The following is a 19,946-nucleotide window of genomic DNA, read 5'->3' as shown; positions in this document are numbered from 1 at the left end:
CCCCCGATGCAAGCAGCGGTATCCCTCCGTGGGTTCCTCCCCTCCCTGGCCGCCGTCGCCGCCGCGACGGTACTGTCCACCGCCCTGCCCGCCACGGCGCTCGCCGCCCCGTCCGAAGAACCCGTCCCGCCCCGGACCACCGCCGTCGACCGCACCGAGGAGCTCGATCCCCTGGGCGACTCCGTCACGGTGACCGGGATCGGGCACGACCCCGGCAGCCGGATCGAGATCACCACCCGGGCCGTGCCCGCCGAGGCCGCACCGGCCGCGGACTCCGACGAGAACGCCGTCCTGGACGACGAGAACGCGGTCCTGGTCGAGGTCGACGAGCACGGTCTGTTCGGCACGGATCTCGCGATCACGGCCGCGTTCGCCGCCGAGGCCGGACTCGACACGGCCGAGGACGTCTTCGAGATCGTCCTGACCGAGGTCGCCGGTGCTCCCACTCCCGAGGTGACCGTCCCGGAGACACCCGCACCCTCCGCTCCCGGCTCCCCGGAACCCGGGGACGACACCGCCCCGGACACCCGGGACGTGGAGGCGACCGAGGTCGTCTCGGCGCGGCCCCGGAGCGCCCCCGTCGTCGGCGTGGTCCCCGTGAGCTTCGCCGCGCCCGCCGCACCGTCGGCACCGCGCACCCCGCCCCAGGCTCCGGCTCCCGCCTCGGTCCCGGCGCCCGCGGCCCCCCAGGCCCAGTCCGCACCGCGGACCCTGCCCCGGACCCCGGGCAACCCGACCCTGACGGTCTCCAGGACCAGCGGGCTCGATCCCTCCGGTGAGAAGGTGACCGTGACCGGTACGGGCTACGACACCTCCAAGGGCGTCTACGTCGCCCTGTGCGACACCGCGAACGCCAGCTCCACCCAGGCGCCCAGCCCGTGTATCGGCGGCGTGGACATGGAGGGCGAGGGCGGCTCCTCCGCCTGGGTCTCCAGCAACCCGCCGCCCTACGGCGAGGGCCTGGCCACCCCCTACACCGGTAGCGGTACCGACGGCGGGTTCACCGTCGAACTGACGGTCAAGGGGTCGGACGAGCACACCGACTGCCTCTCCGCAGCCACGGACTGCGCCGTCGTGACCCGCAACGACCACACCCGCTCCAGCGACCGGGGCCAGGACGTCTTCGTCCCGGTCACCTTCGACGGCCAGACCGGCGACCCCGGAGCGACCGGCGGGAACGGCGGCGCGTCCGGAGACGGGGCGACCGGCCCCGGGAGCACCGGCGGCGGAACCGCGTCCTCCGGCTCCGGCGGCGCGGGGTCCGGTGGTGCCGCGGGAGGCGCCGGCGGTCCGCTCGCCACGACCGGCTCCTCCCTGGCAGGCCTGGTCCTGGCCGCCGCCGTGGCCGTCCTGGCCGGTGCGGTGGCGCTGTTCGCCGCGCGCCGCCGTGGCACCACCCCGGCCCCGCTCCCGACGACCACCTAGGCACGCTCCGGGTCGGGATCGGCCACCCGGCCTCCTCGGCCCGACCGACCACGTTTTCCCTCAGCGGTCCCACCAGCGCCCGCTCAGCCCTCGGGCCCGCTGCCCCACTCCCCGCCCGGAACCGGTACGCGACCGGAACCGGCACCCGTCCATCCCCCGAGTCGACAGGAACAGTCACCCATGAGCACAACCTCCACGAGAGCGGGAGGGACGGACGGGCTCCGTCGTTCCCTGCGCTCCCTCGTCTCCCTCACGGGAGCGGCCGCCCTCGGCGCCTCGCTCACCCTGGCCGCGGCACCGGCCCTGGCCGACGAGGCCCCCGTCTCCGTGACCCAGGGCTCCGCCACCTGGGGCGTCAAGCAGTCCTTCCGCAACTACGTGTCCAGTCCCATCGCCCACGGCGGCTACGAGGCGGTCGACGGCGCCACCCGCAACACCGACGGCACCCTGGACTTCCCCACCATCGGCGGCACCGTCTCCAAGGAGGACTCCTCCGGCGAGGTGAGCTTCTCCGGCGGTGTGGTCTTCACCGGCCACGACTACGGCCAGGGGCCCGTCCTGGAGATCCGCGTGGCAGATCCCCGCGTGGAGTTCGACGGCCAGGGCGCGGCCACCGTCCACGCGGACGTCACCAGCCGCGCGTTCGCGGGCGCCGACCCGTCACTGCCCCCGGGCGACCTCGTCGAGTACGGGGAGGTCGCGGTCGCGGAGCTGACCGGCGCCGAGATCGGTGTCGACGGTGACGTGATCACCTTCACCTCCGAGGCCGGGACCCTGCACGCCGACGCCGTGGAGCCCTTCGCCAGCTTCTACGCGGCGGGCGACCCCATGGACCCGCTCTCCTTCACCACCGAGGTGGTCGAGGCCACCGACCCGAACGACCCCGAGGAGCCCGTCCTCGACCCCGAGGTACGGGTCAGCCCGACCAGTGACCTCGACCCCGAGGGTCAGACCGTCCGCGTGGACGGCACCGGCTTCCGCCCCGGGGCGGGCGTGTACGTGGCGCTGACCGGCATCGCTCGGTCGGACACCGCGTATCCGCAGCACTGGTACGGGAGCGGCGTGTGGCTGCGTGAGGGCACCGCGCCCGACGCGAACGGCGCGTTCGGCACCGACCTCGACGTCGTCGGCGCCTTCGAGAAGGGCGGCACCGCCTACGACTGCCTGGAGGTCCAGTGCTACGTCGCGGTGTTCAACGACCGCAACGACCTGGACAACCGCGACCAGGACGTGTGGACCCCCGTCTCCTTCGCCACCGGTGACGACGGCGGGGGCGATGACGGCGACGACGGCGGCGAGACCCCCCAGGGCGACCTGACCGTGTACAACGGCCGCGCCGACTGGGGTGTGAAGGAGTCCTTCCGCACCTACATCGAGGGGAACATCGCCAAGGGCACCATCCGCACCGAGGACGGGGCCACCCGCAACGAGGACGACACGTTCGCCTTCACCGACGGCACGGGCAGCGTGAACCTGGAGGAGGAAGTCGCGGAGATCGACTTCGCCGGCACCGTGCTGTTCGAGGGCCACGTCTACGGCGGCGCCGATCCGCTGCTGCACATGACCGTCACCGACCCCCGGGTGGAGATCGACGGTGACACCGGGACCCTGTTCGCGGACGTGGTGAGCAAGTCCCTCACCGACGAGGAGCTCGTCACCTACGACGACGTGGCCTTCGCCGACCTGGACCTGTCCGGCGTCGGACACGAGCTGGACGAGGGCGTGCTGTCCTGGGGCCCGATCCCGGCCACCCTGACCGCCGACGGCGTCCCCGCCTTCGCCGACTTCTACGGCGCGGGCGAGGCGCTCGACCCGATCACCCTCACCGTGAGCGTCGACAAGGACGTGACCGTCCCCGGCGGCGGTAACGGGGGCGGCGTACCGGAGCCGACCCCGAACCCCACCCCCGGGCCCGGTGAGGGCGGCGGCAAGCCGGGCCTGCCCAACACCGGTGTGGCCCTGACCGGTCTCCTGGTCGCGGCCGTCGTCGCGACGGCCGCGGGCGGCACCGCGCTGGTCGCCACCCGCCGCCGGGCGGGCACAGCGGCCTGATCCACGGGGGCTCCCGCCCCCCCGGACTGCACGAAGGGCCCTGGCTCACCCCATGGGGGTGGGTCAGGGCCCTTCCGCGTACCGGCCACGAGGGGCCGTCACTTCATCATGTCCTCGTACGCCTTCTTGCAGTCGGGGCACACGGGGAACTTCTTCGGGTCCCGGTTGGGCACCCAGACCTTGCCGCACAGCGCGATCACCGGGTCGCCGGTCACCGCGCTCTGGGTGATCTTGTCCTTCTGCACGTAGTGGGCGAACCGTTCCCGGTCCCCGTCGTCGTGCGAGATGTCCGGCCTGGTCTCGCTGTCCGGCAGAACCTTGTTCAGGACATCCATCGACATCGTCCTCACACCTTTCAACGTCCGTCTACCACGGTATCGGGTGACGCGCCCCACTTCGAAGCCCTGGGAAAACCGGTCAGTTCAGGGTCGGATCGTCAGGATAGGTGGACAACAGGGCCAACCGGCCGCCCTGCCGGCGCAGCACCCGCGACCACAGGGTCTCGGGTTCGTCCCCGAAGAGGTCGCGGGTGTGGGCGTCCACCACGTACCACGCGCCCTCCTCGACCTCCCCCGCCAGCTGACCGGCGCCCCAGCCCGCGTATCCGGCGAACACACGCAGGGCTCCCAGCTCGATGCCCAGGTCGTCGGTGGGGGCCTCCAGGTCCACCATCCCGACCCCGGCCAGCTCCGGTCCGGTTCCCACCCCCTCCAAGGGGGTCCATCCCGACACCGCCAGCTCCGGGGACGCGATCCCGAGAGCGATCCCCGAGTCGGTGCCCACCGGCCCGCCGGAGAACATCACCGAGGGGGAGCTCGTGTAGGGCCCCCAGTCCGTCACCACCTCGTCCACGGGGAGGCCGAGGGGGCGGTTGAGGATCACTCCCAGGCTGCCGTCCGCGGCGTCGTCCACGACGAACACCACCGAACGGCGGAAGGAGTCCTCCTGGAGGAGGGGGGCGGCCACCAGCAGGCGCCCGGTCAGAGTCGACTGGTCCATGGTCCACACCTACCCGGAAAACCGGCCCCGTGGTCGCCCCTCGCCAGATGGAGCCCGAACCGCTACTCGGCGGCGCCGCGCTGGGCGACCTCGCGCACGGCGGTGGCCACGTGGGTGGACAGGTCCGAGTGGAACACGCTTGGGATGATGTAGTTCGGGCCCAGCTCGTCCTCGCTGACCACGTCGGCGAGGGCCTCGGCGGCGGCGACCATCATGTCGGAGGTGACGTGGTGGCTCTGGGCGTCCAGCAGCCCCCGGAAGAAGCCGGGAAAGACCAGGACGTTGTTGATCTGGTTCGGGTAGTCGCTGCGGCCGGTGGCCACCACGCCCGCGTGCAGGTGCGCGACCTCGGGGTCGACCTCGGGGTCGGGGTTGGCCAGCGCGAAGATGATCGAGTCCTCGTTCATCTCGGCGATGTCCTCGCCACCGAGCAGGTTGGGGGCGGAGACGCCGATGAAGACGTCGGCCCCGGCCACGGAGCCCTTGAGGTCGCCGCTGTAGCCGTCCTGGTTGGTGTTCTCCGCGATCCAGCGCAGGTTGCTGTCCAGGTTGTCACGGCCCGCGTGCACGGCCCCGTGGACGTCGCTGACGATGATGTCGCGCGCGCCGGCGTGCATGAGCAGCTTGAGGATGGCGGTACCGGCCGCGCCCGCGCCGGACATGGCGATACGGACCTCGGAGAGCTTCTTGTCGACGACGCGCAGCGCGTTGCGCAGGGCCGCCAGGACGACGATCGCGGTGCCGTGCTGGTCGTCGTGGAAGACGGGGATGTCGAGGAGCTCGCGCAGGCGGGCCTCGACCTCGAAACAGCGCGGCGCGGAGATGTCCTCCAGGTTGATGCCGCCGAAGCCGGGGGCGAGCAGCTGGACGGTGCGGACGATCTCGTCGACGTCCTGGGTGTCCAGGGCGATGGGCCACGCGTCGATGTCGGCGAAGCGTTTGAACAGGGCGGCCTTGCCCTCCATGACGGGCATGGCGGCCTCGGGGCCGATGTTGCCCAGGCCGAGCACGGCCGAGCCGTCGGTGACCACGGCGACGCTGTTGCGCTTGATGGTCAGGCGGCGGGCGTCGTCCTTGTTGGCGGCGATGGCCTGGGAGACGCGGGCGACACCGGGGGTGTAGGCCATGGAGAGCTCGTCGCGGTTGCGCAGCGGCACCTTGGACTTCATCTCGATCTTGCCGCCGAGGTGCATGAGGAAGGTGCGGTCGCTCACCTTGTGGACCACGACGCCCTCGACGCCGCCGAGGGCGTCGACGATGGCCTGGGCGTGATCGGTGTCGCGGGCGGCGCAGGTGACGTCGATGCGGATGCGCTCGTGCCCAGCGGCCGCCACGTCCAGGGCGGTGATCATGCCGCCGACCTGCTCCACCGCGTTGGTGAGGCTGCCGACCGCGCTGCCTCCGGCGTCCAGTTCGAGGCGGACGGTGATGGAGTACGAAACGCTGGGAAGGGTGGCCACGTATTGCTCCTTGGCTTTTGCTGATGTCATGCGTCCGCGGGGCACACCGGCGGCCCCTCCCGTGGACGTACGGACCGACGTCGGGTCTCCTCCACCGGGGGTCGGGCGAACGGCCTGCACTCCGTGGCCGGCCCGGTGAGGGCTCGTCGGCGCCTGCGCGCCGACGGACACTGGTCCGTGACGGTTGCGCGTCCCACCGTGGAACACCCGGTCATCGGGCGTCCGCGCGGGTCTCGGCTGCCGGGCGGGGGCGGTACATGGAAGCCCGCAACCGAGTCGCCTCACCTTACCCGAGTCAAGCGGGTAACGTCAGCACAAGGCGACAATTAACGCCTTCGGAAAAAATCGCACTAATTCCGGCCTTCCGCGGGGCGCCTTCCCCGTGAACGCCGCCCTACCCCCGGGCGCGGTCGGTCGCGGCGCGCACCACCACGTCCGCGCAGGCGTCGGTGGACAGGGCCGTGGAGTCGACCACCAGGTGGTAGAGACCGGGGTCGGCCGGATCGGTCCGGTAGAAGCGGCGCACGTAGGCGGCACGGGCCCGGTCGTTGTCGTCCAACAGGCGGAGCGTGGGCGCGTCGGGCCCCCAGCCGCGACCGCCGAACTCCCCCCGGTCGCCGGTCTCCCACAGACTCCTCGCCCGGCTCAGACGCGCCTCGCGGTCGCCGTCCAACCGCACGTGGAGTGCTCCCGGATGACCGGCCAGGACCACGGCGGCGGCACGCCCCAGCACCACGCCTCCCGTGCGGGCGACGTCGCGGATGACGCGTTCGGTCTGTTCCACGAACTCGTGGTCGTAGAGGAGGCGCCCCTCCCCGTTGGTGGTCCCGACGAAGCCGGAGTCCACGCTGCCGAGCGTGACCGTGGGCAGGCGCGCGGCGCTGGCGAGGAGCCGCTCGAAACCTCCGGGAGCGCGGTCGTCGCGCTGGAGCGCCTCGTCCAGGGAACAGCCGATCTCGGCCGCCACCGCGCTGGGCACCGCCCGGTCCAGGAAGGGAACGTGGAGCCGGGCGGCGACGGCGGGGCCGATCACGCTGCCGCCCGCGCCGAAGGTCGCCGAGACCGTGACCACCGGGGCCGCGTCGTTGGTCGCCATGGGACACCTGCCGCACGTCGGACGGAAGTTCTCCCCAGCTTCTACCCCGTGACCGGCGGGCTATCCCGCCGTCTTCACCTCAGCAAATATGCACCATTTTGCCGCTCCTTGTGACACACCGGGAGAAAACACACCAAAAGGAAAATCGGCCCCGGATCGACGGGGGTGTCCGTCGATCCGGGGCCGGTCCTGGTGGTCTAGAACAGCGCCGAGGTGAGCTTGCGGCGGGCCGCGTTCACCCGGGGGTCGCCCGCGGGGAGGATGTCGAACAGGGAGAGCAGGTGCGCGCGCACCCGGTTCCGGTCCTCGTCCGAGGTGCGCCGGACCGTCTCCACGAGCCGGTCGAAGGCGGCCTCATAGTCGCCGCCGTACAGGTCGATGTCGGCCACGGTGATCTGGGCGTCCACGTTCGAGGGGTCGGAGTCCGCTGTCTCCCGCACGGCGGGGCCGTCCACGTCCTGGAGGCGTCCGACCAGCCTGATCTGGGCGATCTGGGCCTTGAGGTCGGCGTTCCTCGGGTCCTCCTCCAAGGCCTTCTCGAAGACACCGGCCGCGCCCTCGAAGTCGCCCCGGTCCAGGAACTCCCTGGCCCGCGCGGCGACCGGGTCCGACGCCGGAGCCTCCTCCTCGGGCTCTTCCTCCCGCACCGCGGAGGGATCGCCGTCCACCGTGCCGGGGTGGTCGGGCGGCAGCATCCCCTGCTGGGCGAGCGCGCCGAACACCTGGGTCAGGGCGTCGCGCAGCTGCTCCTCGGTGGCCGGACCCTGCATCAGGGGCATGACCTGCCCCTGGACCGCGATGATGATCGTGGGGGTGCCGGACACGCGGAGCGCCTGCACCAGCTGCGGGCTGGCGTCGCTGTCGATCTTGGCCAGGAGCCAGTTCCCGCCGGAGCCCAGGGAGAGCCGGTCGAGGACCGCCTCGACCTGCTTGGACTGCTCGGACCAGCTCGCCAGCACCGCCATCACGACCGGGGCGTCCAGTGACCGCTCCAGCACCTGCTGGAAGTTGGACTCGTCGGCGTTGACGGAGTAGGGGTTGGTTCGACCGGCCGACTCGTCGGCGCGCTGCTTGGCCTCACGCTCCAAGGCCGCCTTGCGCGCCCCGAGGTCAACCGCACTGTTCGGTGAAAAGTCCGAAGGCTGCATGTTCCCTATCCTGCCGTATCCCGGAGCGCTCCGAGGACTCCCCGCCCCACCCGGGGACGGGGAGGGAACAGGCGCGGTCAGAACTGCGGGTCCTCCGTGTAGTCCCCGAACTCCTCCCCCATCGTGGCGCAGATCTCGCCCAGGGTGGCCTCGGCACGGGCGGCGTCCATGATCAGCGGGACGAGGTTGCCGTCCTCGGCCCGGACGCCCTCCAGGAGACGGGCGAGGGCGCGGTCGACGGCGGTCTGGTCGCGGGCGGCGCGGCGTTCGGCGAGGGCGCGCTTCTGCTCGTGTTCGACCTCGTGGCTGATCTTGAGGATGTCGAGTTCGCCGGAGACGGTGTCGGTGTGGCAGTTGACGCCGACGATGCGCTTGTCGCCCTTCTCCAAGGCCTGCTGGTACTGGAAGGCGGACTCGGCGATCTCGGAGCTGAAGTAGCCGTTGCCGATCCCGGCGAGGATGCCCGAGGTCATCGGTCCGATGGCGTGCTCGGCGTCCTCTCCCCCGCCCATGCGGAGGATCTGCTCGAAGATCCGTTCGGCCTCGGCCTCGATCTCGTCGGTGAGGGCCTCCACGTACCAGGAGCCGCCGAGCGGGTCGGCGACGTTGACGACACCGGTCTCCTCCATGAGGACCTGTTGGGTGCGCAGGGCGATCTCGGCGGACTGCTCGGTGGGCAGGGCCAGGGTCTCGTCGAGGGCGTTGGTGTGCAGCGAGTTGGTGCCGCCGAGCACCGCGGAGAGCGCCTCGACGGCAGTGCGCACCACGTTGTTGTAGGGCTGCTGCGCGGTGAGGGACACCCCCGCGGTCTGGGTGTGGAAGCGCAGCCACTGGGCCTTCTCGGTCTTCGCGCCGTAGGTGTCGCGAATCCAGCGGGCCCAGATGCGGCGGGCCGCGCGGAACTTGGCGATCTCCTCGAAGAAGTCGATGTGGGCGTCGAAGAAGAAGGACAGCCCGGGGGCGAAGCGGTCGATGTCCAGGCCCCTGGAGAGCCCCAGTTCCACGTAGCCGAACCCGTCGGCCAGCGTGTAGGCGAGCTCCTGCGCGGCCGTGGCTCCGGCCTCGCGGATGTGGTAGCCGGAGACGGAGAGCGGTTTGAAGGCGGGGATGTGCTCCGCGCAGTACTCCATCAGGTCGCCGATGAGGCGCAGGTGGGGTTCGGGCGGGTACAGCCACTCCTTCTGGGCGATGTACTCCTTGAAGATGTCGGTCTGGAGCGTGCCGTTGAGGCCGCCGATGTCGACGCCCTGGCGTTCGGCCGCGACGAGGTACATGCAGAAGGCGGGGACGGCGGGGCCGCTGATGGTCATGGACGTGGTGGTCTCGCCGAGGGGGATGCCGTCGAAGAGCAGGTCCATGTCGGCGACGGAGTCGACGGCCACGCCGCAGTGCCCGACCTCGCCGAGGGCGTGCGGTGAGTCGGAGTCGTGCCCCATCAGGGTGGGCATGTCGAAGGCGACCGAGAGGCCCCCGCCGCCCTGGGCGAGGATCATCTTGTAGCGCTCGTTGGTCTGGGTGGCGTTGCCGAACCCGGCGAACTGGCGGATGGTCCAGGCGCGGCCCCGGTAGCCGGTCGGGTAGAGCCCGCGGGTGTAGGGGTACTCTCCGGGCCAGCCGACGCGCTCGAAGCCGGGGACCTCGGCGCCGGGCCGGGGTCCGTAGACGGGTTCCAGGGGCCGTCCGGACAGCGAGGTGAAGTCGGCGTCGCGCTTGCGTGCGGAGTCGTAGCGGCGCTGCCAGCGGTCGCGTCCGGCCTCGATCTCCTGGGCCCCGCCGTCGGTGGGGCCTCCTGTGGTGTTCGCCATACGCAAATAGTAGGACGTCCAACTAAATATGTACAGACGGGGCGCCCGCGGCGCGCGGCGTCGGACGCGACGGCCCGTCAGTGCCGCTCGGCCGCCCCCGCGACCGGAGCCGGGAAGTCACCGAAGTCCACGCGGAGCCGGGTGAGCAGCTGGTGCACGCCCCACAGTTCCTCGTCGGAGTAGCAGCCGAGCCCGAAGTCCATGGCGAGGAGCGCCCGCGTGGCCTCCTCGGTGACCTCGCGACCGGACTCGGTGATCTCCGCCAGCACGCCCCGGCCGTCGCTCGGGTTGGGGCGGCGGAGCACCAGGCCCTGCCCCTCCAGCCGGTCGATGGTGTTGGTGACACTGGTGGGGTGCACCATCAGACGCTCACCGATCTTGCCCAGCGGCAGTGAACCGGTGGCGCTGAAGGTGAGCAGGACCAGCGCCTCGTAGCGGGCGAAGGTCAGACCGAACGGCTTGAGCGTGCCGTCCAGCTCGCCGATGAGGATCTGCTGCGCGCGCATGAGGGAGGTGACCGCCGCCATGGCGGGCGAGGCACCCCACCTCTGACTCCAGTTGTCGTGAGCGCGCTCGATCGGGTCGAACGGAAGGTTCAAAGGGTTTCCCACGCCGTCACTCTAGGCCGTACACCACGCCCCTCCGACCCCCGCGAAGGCGCCGGGCCCACCGGTGCGGAACCCCGCGCCGCACACCTCGCACCCGGACGGCCCACGACCGGGAAAGGACAAGGGGGGTTACCTGACCGGAACGGGACACGCGGACCGCTCGGCACTGGTCCGGTACCCCAACTCGGAAAAGCCGGTCGGCGGCGAGGAGAACGCGCCCTCCCGCCACGAGAGGCGAAAGGAGTCCGCGCACTCTCATTGACTCCGCGAAAACCATTAGTTAACTTTCCTAAAAAATGGTTTCCCCACCTCAGAGGCGCTATGGCCCGTTCGCCACCGTCCATGGAACCACCGCTCGAACTCGACACGCCCCTCCGCAAGGACTCCCTTCTCCAACGGAGCCCCGCCCCCGCGGTCCTCCGGCCTCCCCCTCCCCCCAAGAGGAGACCCCTCCGTGAGAACACCTCTGAGAAACCGGCTCGCCGCGTTGGCCGCGGCTCTGCTGGTCGCGCCCCTCGCCCTCTCCCCCGCACCGGCGGCCGCCGCCCCGGGGGACGTGACCGTCACCTACGTCGAGACGTCCCGGTGGGACAGCGGCTACGGCGGACAGATCACCATCCAGAACGAGACCGCGAGCGACCTCACCGACTGGACCGTCGGCTTCGACACCCCGGCCGGGGTCCGGATCACCAGCGTGTGGAACGCCGTCCACACCGTGAACGGCGACACGCACACCCTCACCCCGCCGTCCTGGGGTGCCACGATCCCCGCGAACGGCTCCTACCAGATCGGCTTCAACGGCACTCACGGCGGCGGCGGGACCGCACCCGTCAACTGCACGGTGAACGGCGCCCCCTGTTCCGGCGGAGGTGCCGAGCCCGACACGGAGCCGCCCTCCGCACCGGGCGGCCTCACCGTCGGCGAGGTCACCTCGAACACCGTCGTCCTCTCCTGGGACGCGGCCACGGACGACGTCGCCGTCGCGGGCTACGAGATCCTCTCCGACGGTCAGGTCGTGCGCTCGGTCGGGGCCGAGTCCCTCACCGCCACGGTCGGCGGCCTCACTCCCCTGACCCGGTACGACTTCACCGTCCGGGCCTTCGACACCTCCAACAACCGCGGCCCGGAGAGCGCGGCGGTCACCGCCACCACGGTGGAGGGGTCGGGCACCTCGCCGACCGGTGAGCGCCGCGTCGCCTACTTCACCCAGTGGGGCATCTACGACCGGGGCTATCTGGTGCGCAACCTGGAGACCTCCGGCACGGCCGAGAACCTCACCCACATCAACTACTCGTTCGGCAACGTCAACGCCAACGGCGAGTGCTTCATGGCGAACCAGCTCGGTCAGGGCGACGCCTGGGCCGACTACGGCCGCTCGTTCCGCGCGGACGAGAGCGTGGACGGCGTCGCCGACACCTGGGACCAGGACCTGCGGGGCAACTTCAACCAGCTGCGCAAGCTCAAGGAGCGGTACCCCGACCTCAAGGTGCACATCTCCCTCGGTGGCTGGACCTGGTCCGAGCACTTCTCCGACGCGGCCCTGACCCCCGAATCGCGGGAGCGGATGGTCAGCTCCTGCGTCGACCAGTTCCTGCGCGGCAACCTGCCCCTGTTCGACGGGGCGGGCGGGCCGGGCGCGGCGGCCGGCGTCTTCGACGGCATCGACCTCGACTGGGAGTGGCCCGGCAGCGAGGGCCACGAGCACAACGTCGTGCGGCCCGAGGACCGGGAGAACTTCACCGCCCTCGTCCGGGAGTTCCGCGACCAGCTCGACACCCTGGGGACCGAGACCGGGCGGCACTACGAGTTGACCGCGTTCCTGCCCGCCGACCCGGAGAAGGTCGAGGCGGGGTTCCAGATGGACCTGCTCATGCCCGACTTCGACTTCGTCACGGTGCAGGGGTACGACTTCCACGGCGCCTGGGAGAACGCCACCGCGCACCAGTCCAACACGGTGTTCGACACCGACGACCCGAGCCCGCGTCGGTTCTCCAGCGAGATCGCCGTCCAGGAGTACGTCAGCCGGGGGGTCGACCCGGCCGACATGGTCCTCGGGCTGCCCTTCTACAGCCGTGGCTGGACGGGCGTCGCCCCCGGGCCGAACGGGGACGGTCTCTTCCAGAGCGCGGCGGGTCCGGCACCGGGTACCTACGAGCAGGGCATCGACGACTGGAAGGTGATCAAGGACCTGCCGGGCTTCACCCTGCACAGGGACGACGCGCTGGGCACGGCCTGGCTCTACGACGGCACCACCTTCTGGACCTACGACGACGAGATCGCACTGGCCCAGAAGACCGACTGGGCCCAGGCCCAGGGCTTGGGCGGGGTGATGATCTGGTCCATCGACGGTGACGACGCGAACGGCTCGCTGATGGCGGCGGTGGACGCCGCGCTGACCTCGTAGCCCCTTCGTCGCGCCCCTCCGCCCACAGCGGAACCAGGAGCCCCGGCCGCCCCCGGCCGGGGCTCTTTCTCATTTCGCGCACCCGGTGTCAAGGCATGCGCGTGGCCACAAGGGGACACTTCCCGTCTCCTGCGACTGGTCCGGCCCGCCAGCTCGACAGATCCGCCGATCGGGCCGGTCGCGACCGCCGGAATCCGGAGCCGGTCCGCGAAAACTTGGCGACAGGGCGTTGACTCGACCCGTAATTATTAGTTAAGTTTCCTAAAAATTTATCCCCCCACGTCAGGGCCGCGGGAAGTCCTCCACACCCTGACACCCTCCCCCCAGGAGACCTCGCGACGTGAGCTCACGACGACTCAGAAGCCACCTCACCGTGGCGGCCGCCGCCGCGCTGGTGGCGCCACTCGCTCTCTTCGTCCCACCCGCGTCCGCCGAACCGGCCGGACAGGCCGACCCCTCGGACCTTCGGGTGACCTACGTCGAGTCGGCCCGGTGGAACACCGGCTACACCGGTGAGATCACCGTCCACAACACCTCCGGGGCGGACCTGACCGACTGGACCCTGGAGTTCGACCTCCCCGAGGGCAGCGACGTCCACCAGCTGTGGAACGCCACGCTCACGGGCTCCGCCAGCACCGGGTACACCGTGACACCGCCGCACTGGGGCGCGGCGATCCCGGCTGGCGGCACCTACCAGTTCGGGTTCAACGGCGTTCACACCGGCGGCAACAGCCACCTCCTCGACTGCACCGTCAACGGGTCGCCCTGCGCCGGAGAACCCGACGAGGGCCCCCGGCACGGCGACCTCAGCGTCGCCTACTTCACCCAGTGGGGGGTCGAAGAACGCGACTACCCGGTGCGCGCCCTCGTGGACTCCGGCAGCGCCGGAAGGCTCACCCACATCAACTACGCGTTCGGCAACGTCGGCCCCGACGGCGAGTGCTTCATGACGAACGAGCCCGAACAGGGCGACGCGCGCGCCGACTACGGACGGGCGGTCCCCGCCTCCGAGAGCGTCGACGGCGCCGCGGACGGACCCCAGCAGCCCCTGCGCGGCAGCTTCAACCAGCTGCGCAAGCTCAAGGAGCAGTACCCCAACCTCGCCATCAACATCTCCCTCGGCGGATGGAACTGGTCCCGGCACTTCTCGGACGCCGCGCTCACCCCCGAGTCCCGCGAACGGCTCGTCAGCTCCTGCGTCGACCTGTACCTGAGGGGGAACCTCCCCGTCATCGACGGCGCGGGCGGCGAGGGAGTCGGCTACGGCGTCTTCGACGGCATCGACCTCGACTGGGAGTGGCCCGCCTCCGACGGCAACCCGCACAACGTCGTGCGGCCCGAGGACCGGGAGAACTTCACCGCCCTCGTCCAGGAGTTCCGCGACCAGCTCGACGAGCTCGGCGCGGAGACCGGCCGCCACTACGAGATCAGCTCGTTCATGCCCGCCGGACCCTGGCGCATCGACACCGGCTTCGAGCTGGACGAGATCATGCCCAACATGGACTTCATCACCGTCCAGGGCTACGACTACCACGGCACCTGGGAGTCGGTCACCAACCACCAGTCCAACCTGGCCCCGGACCCGCGCGACCCGGGTGACGTCATCTCCACCCAGACCACCGTCCAGGCCTACCTCGACCGGGGCGTCGACCCCGGGAAGATCGTCCTGGGCGTGCCCTTCTACGGGCAGGGCTGGACCGGCGTGGAACCCGGCCCCGAGGGCGACGGGCTCTTCCAACCCGCCGCGGGCCCGGCGCCCGGCACCTACGCCGACGGCACCGAGGAGTACCGCAACCTCAAGGAGCTGCCCGGGTACGAGCTGTTCCGCGACGACGACCTCGGAACGGCCTGGCTCTATGACGGCGAGACCTTCTGGACGTTCGACGACGAGACCTCCATGACCCAGAAGACCGACTGGGTGACGGAGAACGGGCTCGGCGGCGTCATGATCTGGTCCATCGACGGCGACGATGCCGAGGGCGGCCTCATGGCCGCCATCGACGCGGCGCTCGGCGGGTAGGACCGAAGGCCCCCGCCTCCGGCCCCGGCCGGAGGCGGGCACCAGCGGCGTCGGTGCTCTGATCCGGGGAGCACCGCCGCCAGGCCGGGGCGGACCGACGTGCGACGGTCCGCCCCGGCCGCTCCCCTTCCGGGGCAGCCGCTACCCGCCCCGCCGGAAACGGTCGGGCCGGGCTCCCGTACTCGCCCGAGGAGAACCACGGGAACCGGCGACGGCGCGGCCGTTCGGCGCGGACGGCCGCTACCCGCCCGCGCCGATCTGCGCCATCAACAGGTCGGCGGCGGCGTACGGGTCGCGTTCACCGTCCGCCACCTGCCGGGCCAGCTCCTCCAGCCCGTGCTCGGAACCCACCCCGCCCATCCGGGCGCGCAGCAGGTCCAGCACGATCGCCTCCACCTCGTCCCGGGCACGCCGGCGCCGACGCGCCCCCAGTTCCCCGGACTTCTCCAGGTGCGCGCGGTGCTCCTCCACCCGCCCCCAGAGCTCGTCGACGCCCTCGTCCCTGGCCGCCACCGTCATGGCGATCGGCGGCTTCCACTCGTCGTCGGAGCGGTCCTTCATCGCGACCATCTGGCGGAGCTCGCGCAGGGTCGCCTTGGCGCCGTCGCGGTCGGCCTTGTTCACCGCGAACACGTCCGCGACCTCGAGGACACCGGCCTTGGCGGCCTGGACCCCGTCACCCATGCCGGGGGCGCTCAGCACCACCGTCGTGTCCGCCAGACCGGCGATCTCCACCTCGGCCTGCCCCACGCCGACCGTCTCCACCAGGATCACGTCGAACCCGGCCGCGTCGAGCACCCGCAGCGCGTGCGGGGTCGCCCACGACAACCCGCCCAGGTGCCCCCGGTTGGCCATCGAGCGGATGTACACGCCCGGGTCGGTGGCGTGCTCCTGCATCCGCACCCGGTCACCCAGCAGCGCGCCCCCGGTGAACGGCGACGAGGGGTCCACCGCCAGGACCGCGACCGTCAGGTCCCGGGCCCGCACCGCGCGCACCACCGCGTTGGTGGTGGTGGACTTGCCGACCCCGGGGGAACCGGTGAACCCGACCACGCGGGCCCGGCCGGTGTGGGGGGCCAACCCCGCCATGACCTCGCGCAGTCCCGGAGCGCCGTTCTCGACCAGGGTGATGGCGCGGGCCAGCGCCCGGCGGTCACCCCCGCGAACCCGTTCGACCAGCTGGGGGGCGTTCATACGACTCCTCGACTTCGACCAGCGGACGTGTGTGGGGGCGGGGGCCCGACGCCCCCGCCCCGTACGATCTCACCCTGGTCCGGTCCACGCACGGACCGGACGCGCGCTCTCGCTACTCCCCGGGCACCGTGAACAGGAGGGCGTCGCCCTGGCCGCCGCCACCGCACAGGGCGGCCGCGCCGAGCCCGCCGCCGCGACGACGCAGCTCGTGGACCAGGTGCAGGGCGATGCGGGCACCGGAGGCACCGATCGGGTGGCCGAGCGCGATGGCGCCGCCGTTGACGTTGACGATGTCCTCGGAGACGCCGAGGTCCTTGGTGGACTGGATACCGACCGCGGCGAAGGCCTCGTTGATCTCGACCAGGTCGAGGTCGGCGACCTCCTTGCCCGCCTTGGCCAGGGCGTGCCTGATGGCGTTGGAGGGCTGCGAGTGCAGGGAGTTGTCCGGACCGGCGACGTTCCCGTGCGCGCCGATCTCGGCGAGGATCGGGACACCGAGCTCCTCCGCCTTGGCGCGGCTCATGACGACCACCGCGGCGGCGCCGTCGGAGATCTGGGAGGAGGAACCCGCCGTGATGGTGCCGTCGCTGTCGAAGGCCGGACGCAGACGGCCAAGGCTCTCGACGGTCGTGTCGGCCCGGACGCCCTCGTCGTGCCGGAAGACGACCGGGTCGCCCTTGCGCTGCGGGATCTCGACCGGGACGATCTCCGCGTCGAACAGGCCCTGCTCGGCGGCGGCGGCCGCGCGCTGGTGGGAACGGGCCGCGAAGGCGTCCTGCTCGGGGCGCTCGATCCCGAGTTTGCCGTTGTGGCGCTCGGTGGAGGCCCCCATCGAGTCACCCTCGAAGGCGTCGGTCAGACCGTCGTGCGCGGTGGCGTCCAGCACCTCCACGGAGCCGTACTTGTAGCCCTTGCGGGACTTGGGCAGGAGGTGGGGGGCGTTGGTCATCGATTCCATGCCGCCCGCGACCACGACGTCGAACTCGCCCGCGCGGATCAGCTGGTCCGCAAGGGCGATGGCGTCCAGCCCGGAGAGGCAGACCTTGTTGATGGTCACGGACGGGACGTCCATGGGGATGCCCGCCTTGACGGCGGCCTGCCGCGAGGGGATCTGGCCGGCGCCCGCCTGGAGCACCTGCCCCATGACCACGTACTCGACCTGGTCGCCGCCGATCCCCGCGCGCTCCAGCGCGGCCTTGATCGCGAGGCCGCCCAGGTCGACGGCGGAGAACCCGGCGAGGGAGCCGAGGAGACGGCCGGTCGGGGTGCGGGCCCCACCGACGATGACGGAACCGGGCATCTTAAACGGCCTCCAAGTGATGGGCGTCGCAGCTGGTCTGCAACGATACCCACACAGGTCCCAGCGACGTTCGGGAGGTTCGCCAGTGAGTGACGCACCCAGCCCCACCGGCCCGTTCTCAGGTCTGACCCGGTTGGACCACGTGGGGATCGCGTGCCGCGACCTCGACGCGTCCGTCGAGTTCTACCGGACCACCTACGGCTTCGAGGTGGAGCACGAGGAGGTCAACGAGGAGCAGGGCGTCCGCGAGGCGATGCTCCGGATCAACGGCACGGACGACGGCGGCGCCACCTATCTGCAACTCCTGGAGCCGACCCGGGCGGACTCCCCCGTGGCGCGGTTCCTGGAGCGCAACGGTGAGGGCGTGCACCACGTCGCGTTCGGTACCGGGGACGTGGCGCGGAGCGCGGAGGGGATCGGCGGACGCGGGGTGCGCGTCCTGGACCCCGAGCCGCGCGCCGGAACCGCCGGGTCGCGCATCGTGTTCCTCCACCCGAAGGACTGCGGCGGCGTCCTCACCGAGTTGGTGCAGAGCGCCCACTAGCGTCATGCTGAGGGAGACGGGCGGTCGATTCACGTCACGGGGAAGTTCCGGTCTCATCACGTCTTGGGACCCCGTGGCGCGGTTGACCTGAGCCCCCACCGGAAGTTACCCGAAACCCCCTTCCCAGCGGTGCCACGCTTGATAAAGTCGGCTAGCTGCCGGATGTGCTTTTCTTCCGGCGTTGGTCCACCTCTTGCAGTCCGGTCGGTGAACCGGGACGGTCGTGACCGGGAGCGCACCGCACCCGGACGTCCGTCGGAGGCGGTCGGGGTCACTGCGGGAGCTCGGGTACCCGCCGCACCGGTCCGTCCGCGTCCCGGATTCACGCGCCCCGGGCGACAACCCGTCCACCGGGGGCACACAGCAGCCGCCCTCCCGCCGCCCCCGGCAGTTTGCACGTAGCCGTCTCGCACCCGTTCAGGATTCCGCCACATGTCGTCAAACAACATTGACACCCAGCTCAACAACATCTTCGACGAGGACAACACCCCGCCAGAGTTCGACGTGGTGCTGCGTGGCTTCGACCGTAACCAGGTGCAGGACTACCTGGACGGGCTGCGCAACGAGGTCAAGCAGTCCAACAAGCAGCTCGAAAAGGCCAAGTCCGAGCTGAACGCGAAGAACCGCCAGCTCCAGGAGCGCGAGCGCCCCTCCTACTCGGGCCTGGGCTCGCGGATCGAGGAACTGCTGCGCCTGGCCGAGGAACAGGCCAACGAGCTGGTCCAGAGCGCCCAGATCGACGCCAACGACATCCGCTCGGCCGCCCAGATCGAGGCCGCCGAGATGCGCGCCGCCGCCGAGTCCGAGGCCACCGAGGTCCGCACGCTGGCCCAGCGCGAGGCCGACGAGCAGCGCCAGGCCGCCGAGTCCGAGGCCGAGGAGATCAGCACCACCGCCCGCCGCGAGGCCGACGAGCTGGCCTCGACCACCGAGCGCGAGGTGCAGAAGAAGCGTTCGGCCGTCGACCACGAGATCGCCGAGAAGCGCGCCACCTTCGAGGGTGAGATCGCCAAGCTGCGCACCACCACCGAGCGTGAGTGCGCCCAGGCCCGCGCCGCCGCCAAGCGGGAGCGCGACGAGACGATCCAGTCGGCCAAGAGCCAGGCCGAGGAGCTGCGCAAAAACGCCGAGCGGGCCTACGCCGAGTCCGAGGCGCGTCGTACCGAGACCGAGGACCAGTTCGAGCTCCAGCTGGCCGACCGCCGCGCCGAGGCCGAGCGCCAGGACGCCGAGCGCCTGGCGGCCGCCCAGGCCGCCACGCAGAAGATGGTCAACGAGGCCGAGGAGCGCGCCTCCAGCGCCGAGCAGCGGGCCACCAAGGCCAGCCAGCAGGCCGAGCAGACCCGCCGTGACGCCGAGAACCACGCCAAGCAGCTGGTCAGCAACGCGAAGAAGAACGCAGGCCAGATCGAGGCCGAGGCCAAGTCGAAGGCCGAGCACCAGCTCAGCGACGCCAAGTCCGAGGCCAACCGGATCATGACGGCCGCCAGGAAGGAGGTCGACGAGCTCAACCGCCAGCGGGACAGCATCCAGTCGCACCTCCAGCAGCTGCGTCAGCTGCTCGGTGGCGGCGGTGCCCCCGCGGCTCCGGCCGCTCCGGCCGCGCCCGCCCCCGCCGCGATCCCGCAGGAGGCCGCCCCGGCCGCCCCCGTGGCCGAGGAGCCGAAGCAGCCCGCCCACTCCGGCAAGGGCTCCGACGACGAGGACTGGTGGCAGGAGTAACGACCGGCCCCGGCCGCGTCGTCACGTAGCGACGAAGGGCCCGGTCCCGGGGGTTCACCCCCGGGGCCGGGCTCTCAGTCGTTCGGGCGCCGACGAGGACGAAGAACTACCGGCCACTCTGGCACCCGAACACGAGCCGAAACGAAGCGGAAGCCCGAACCACCACCCC

General features: G+C 71.3%; 15 protein-coding genes. 6 read left to right on the top strand and 9 right to left on the bottom strand.

All coding sequences use genetic code 11. From position 1 onward, the window contains the following. Positions 1 to 6: 6 nt before the first annotated feature. On the top strand, positions 7 to 1,425 hold the full coding sequence (locus tag ABZ635_RS03665) for a cell wall protein (RefSeq protein WP_357758323.1): 1,419 nt from the start codon (positions 7 to 9) through the stop codon (positions 1,423 to 1,425). Positions 1,426 to 1,605: 180 nt separating this feature from the next. Continuing rightward, complete coding sequence (locus ABZ635_RS03660) at positions 1,606 to 3,477, top strand: HtaA domain-containing protein (protein ID WP_357758320.1); 1,872 nt, start codon at positions 1,606 to 1,608, stop codon at positions 3,475 to 3,477. Positions 3,478 to 3,575: 98 nt separating this feature from the next. Here the strand turns inward: ABZ635_RS03660 and ABZ635_RS03655 are convergent, their stop codons facing one another. The 7 genes from ABZ635_RS03655 to ABZ635_RS03625 form a co-directional block, all read right to left on the bottom strand. Continuing rightward, the gene (locus tag ABZ635_RS03655; RefSeq protein WP_357758318.1) at positions 3,576 to 3,818 is read right to left on the bottom strand and encodes a DUF3039 domain-containing protein; all 243 of its coding nucleotides are present in this window, start codon (positions 3,816 to 3,818) and stop codon (positions 3,576 to 3,578) included. A gap of 76 nt (positions 3,819 to 3,894) precedes the next feature. Then, entirely contained in the window at positions 3,895 to 4,476 is a 582-nt protein-coding gene (locus ABZ635_RS03650; RefSeq protein ID WP_357758315.1) for a YqgE/AlgH family protein, read from the bottom strand. A gap of 62 nt (positions 4,477 to 4,538) precedes the next feature. Beyond that, the gene (locus ABZ635_RS03645; RefSeq protein ID WP_357758312.1) at positions 4,539 to 5,936 is read right to left on the bottom strand and encodes an NAD-dependent malic enzyme; all 1,398 of its coding nucleotides are present in this window, start codon (positions 5,934 to 5,936) and stop codon (positions 4,539 to 4,541) included. Positions 5,937 to 6,330: 394 nt separating this feature from the next. Then, a complete protein-coding gene (locus tag ABZ635_RS03640) occupies positions 6,331 to 7,032 on the bottom strand; it encodes a cytidylate kinase-like family protein (RefSeq protein ID WP_357758309.1) in 702 nt (233 codons plus the stop codon). A gap of 197 nt (positions 7,033 to 7,229) precedes the next feature. Further along, positions 7,230 to 8,180, bottom strand: coding sequence for a tetratricopeptide repeat protein (locus ABZ635_RS03635; protein ID WP_357758306.1), 951 nt, complete (start codon positions 8,178 to 8,180; stop codon positions 7,230 to 7,232). 77 nt (positions 8,181 to 8,257) lie between these two features. Beyond that, a complete protein-coding gene (locus ABZ635_RS03630; protein WP_357758303.1) occupies positions 8,258 to 9,985 on the bottom strand; it encodes a methylmalonyl-CoA mutase family protein in 1,728 nt (575 codons plus the stop codon). 77 nt (positions 9,986 to 10,062) lie between these two features. Beyond that, entirely contained in the window at positions 10,063 to 10,584 is a 522-nt protein-coding gene (locus ABZ635_RS03625; protein ID WP_357758391.1) for a MarR family transcriptional regulator, read from the bottom strand. A gap of 463 nt (positions 10,585 to 11,047) precedes the next feature. On the opposite strand from ABZ635_RS03625, the gene ABZ635_RS03620 reads away from it, so the two are divergent. Together ABZ635_RS03620 and ABZ635_RS03615 are read left to right on the top strand one after the other, a co-directional pair. Beyond that, positions 11,048 to 12,997 (top strand): glycosyl hydrolase family 18 protein, encoded by a 1,950-nt coding sequence (locus ABZ635_RS03620; RefSeq protein WP_357758300.1) that lies wholly within the window; start codon positions 11,048 to 11,050, stop codon positions 12,995 to 12,997. 340 nt (positions 12,998 to 13,337) lie between these two features. After that, positions 13,338 to 15,017: a glycosyl hydrolase family 18 protein gene (locus ABZ635_RS03615; protein WP_357758297.1), complete on the top strand. Its 1,680-nt coding sequence runs from the start codon at positions 13,338 to 13,340 to the stop codon at positions 15,015 to 15,017. A 240-nt stretch (positions 15,018 to 15,257) separates the two neighbouring features. On the opposite strand, the gene meaB is transcribed toward ABZ635_RS03615, so the two are convergent. Both meaB and ABZ635_RS03605 read right to left on the bottom strand, forming a co-directional pair. Continuing rightward, complete coding sequence (gene meaB / locus ABZ635_RS03610) at positions 15,258 to 16,211, bottom strand: methylmalonyl Co-A mutase-associated GTPase MeaB (RefSeq protein ID WP_357758295.1); 954 nt, start codon at positions 16,209 to 16,211, stop codon at positions 15,258 to 15,260. 112 nt (positions 16,212 to 16,323) lie between these two features. Continuing rightward, positions 16,324 to 17,511 carry an acetyl-CoA C-acetyltransferase gene (locus ABZ635_RS03605; protein ID WP_357758292.1) on the bottom strand — a complete coding sequence of 396 codons (1,188 nt, stop codon included), beginning with the start codon at positions 17,509 to 17,511 and terminating at the stop codon, positions 16,324 to 16,326. Between the two features lie 85 nt (positions 17,512 to 17,596). Here ABZ635_RS03605 and mce point away from each other — a divergent pair, with 85 nt between their 5' ends. Then, the gene (gene mce, locus ABZ635_RS03600) at positions 17,597 to 18,055 is read left to right on the top strand and encodes a methylmalonyl-CoA epimerase (RefSeq protein ID WP_357758289.1); all 459 of its coding nucleotides are present in this window, start codon (positions 17,597 to 17,599) and stop codon (positions 18,053 to 18,055) included. A gap of 432 nt (positions 18,056 to 18,487) precedes the next feature. After that, complete coding sequence (locus tag ABZ635_RS03595; protein WP_357758286.1) at positions 18,488 to 19,777, top strand: DivIVA domain-containing protein; 1,290 nt, start codon at positions 18,488 to 18,490, stop codon at positions 19,775 to 19,777. Positions 19,778 to 19,946 lie beyond the last annotated feature (169 nt).

It is taken from the genome of Nocardiopsis sp. NPDC007018 (genome assembly GCF_040635075.1).
Classification (GTDB): Bacteria; Actinomycetota; Actinomycetes; order Streptosporangiales; family Streptosporangiaceae; genus Nocardiopsis.
Note: the sequence above shows the minus strand (reverse complement) of the source record. Positions and strands in the feature narration are given on the sequence as shown.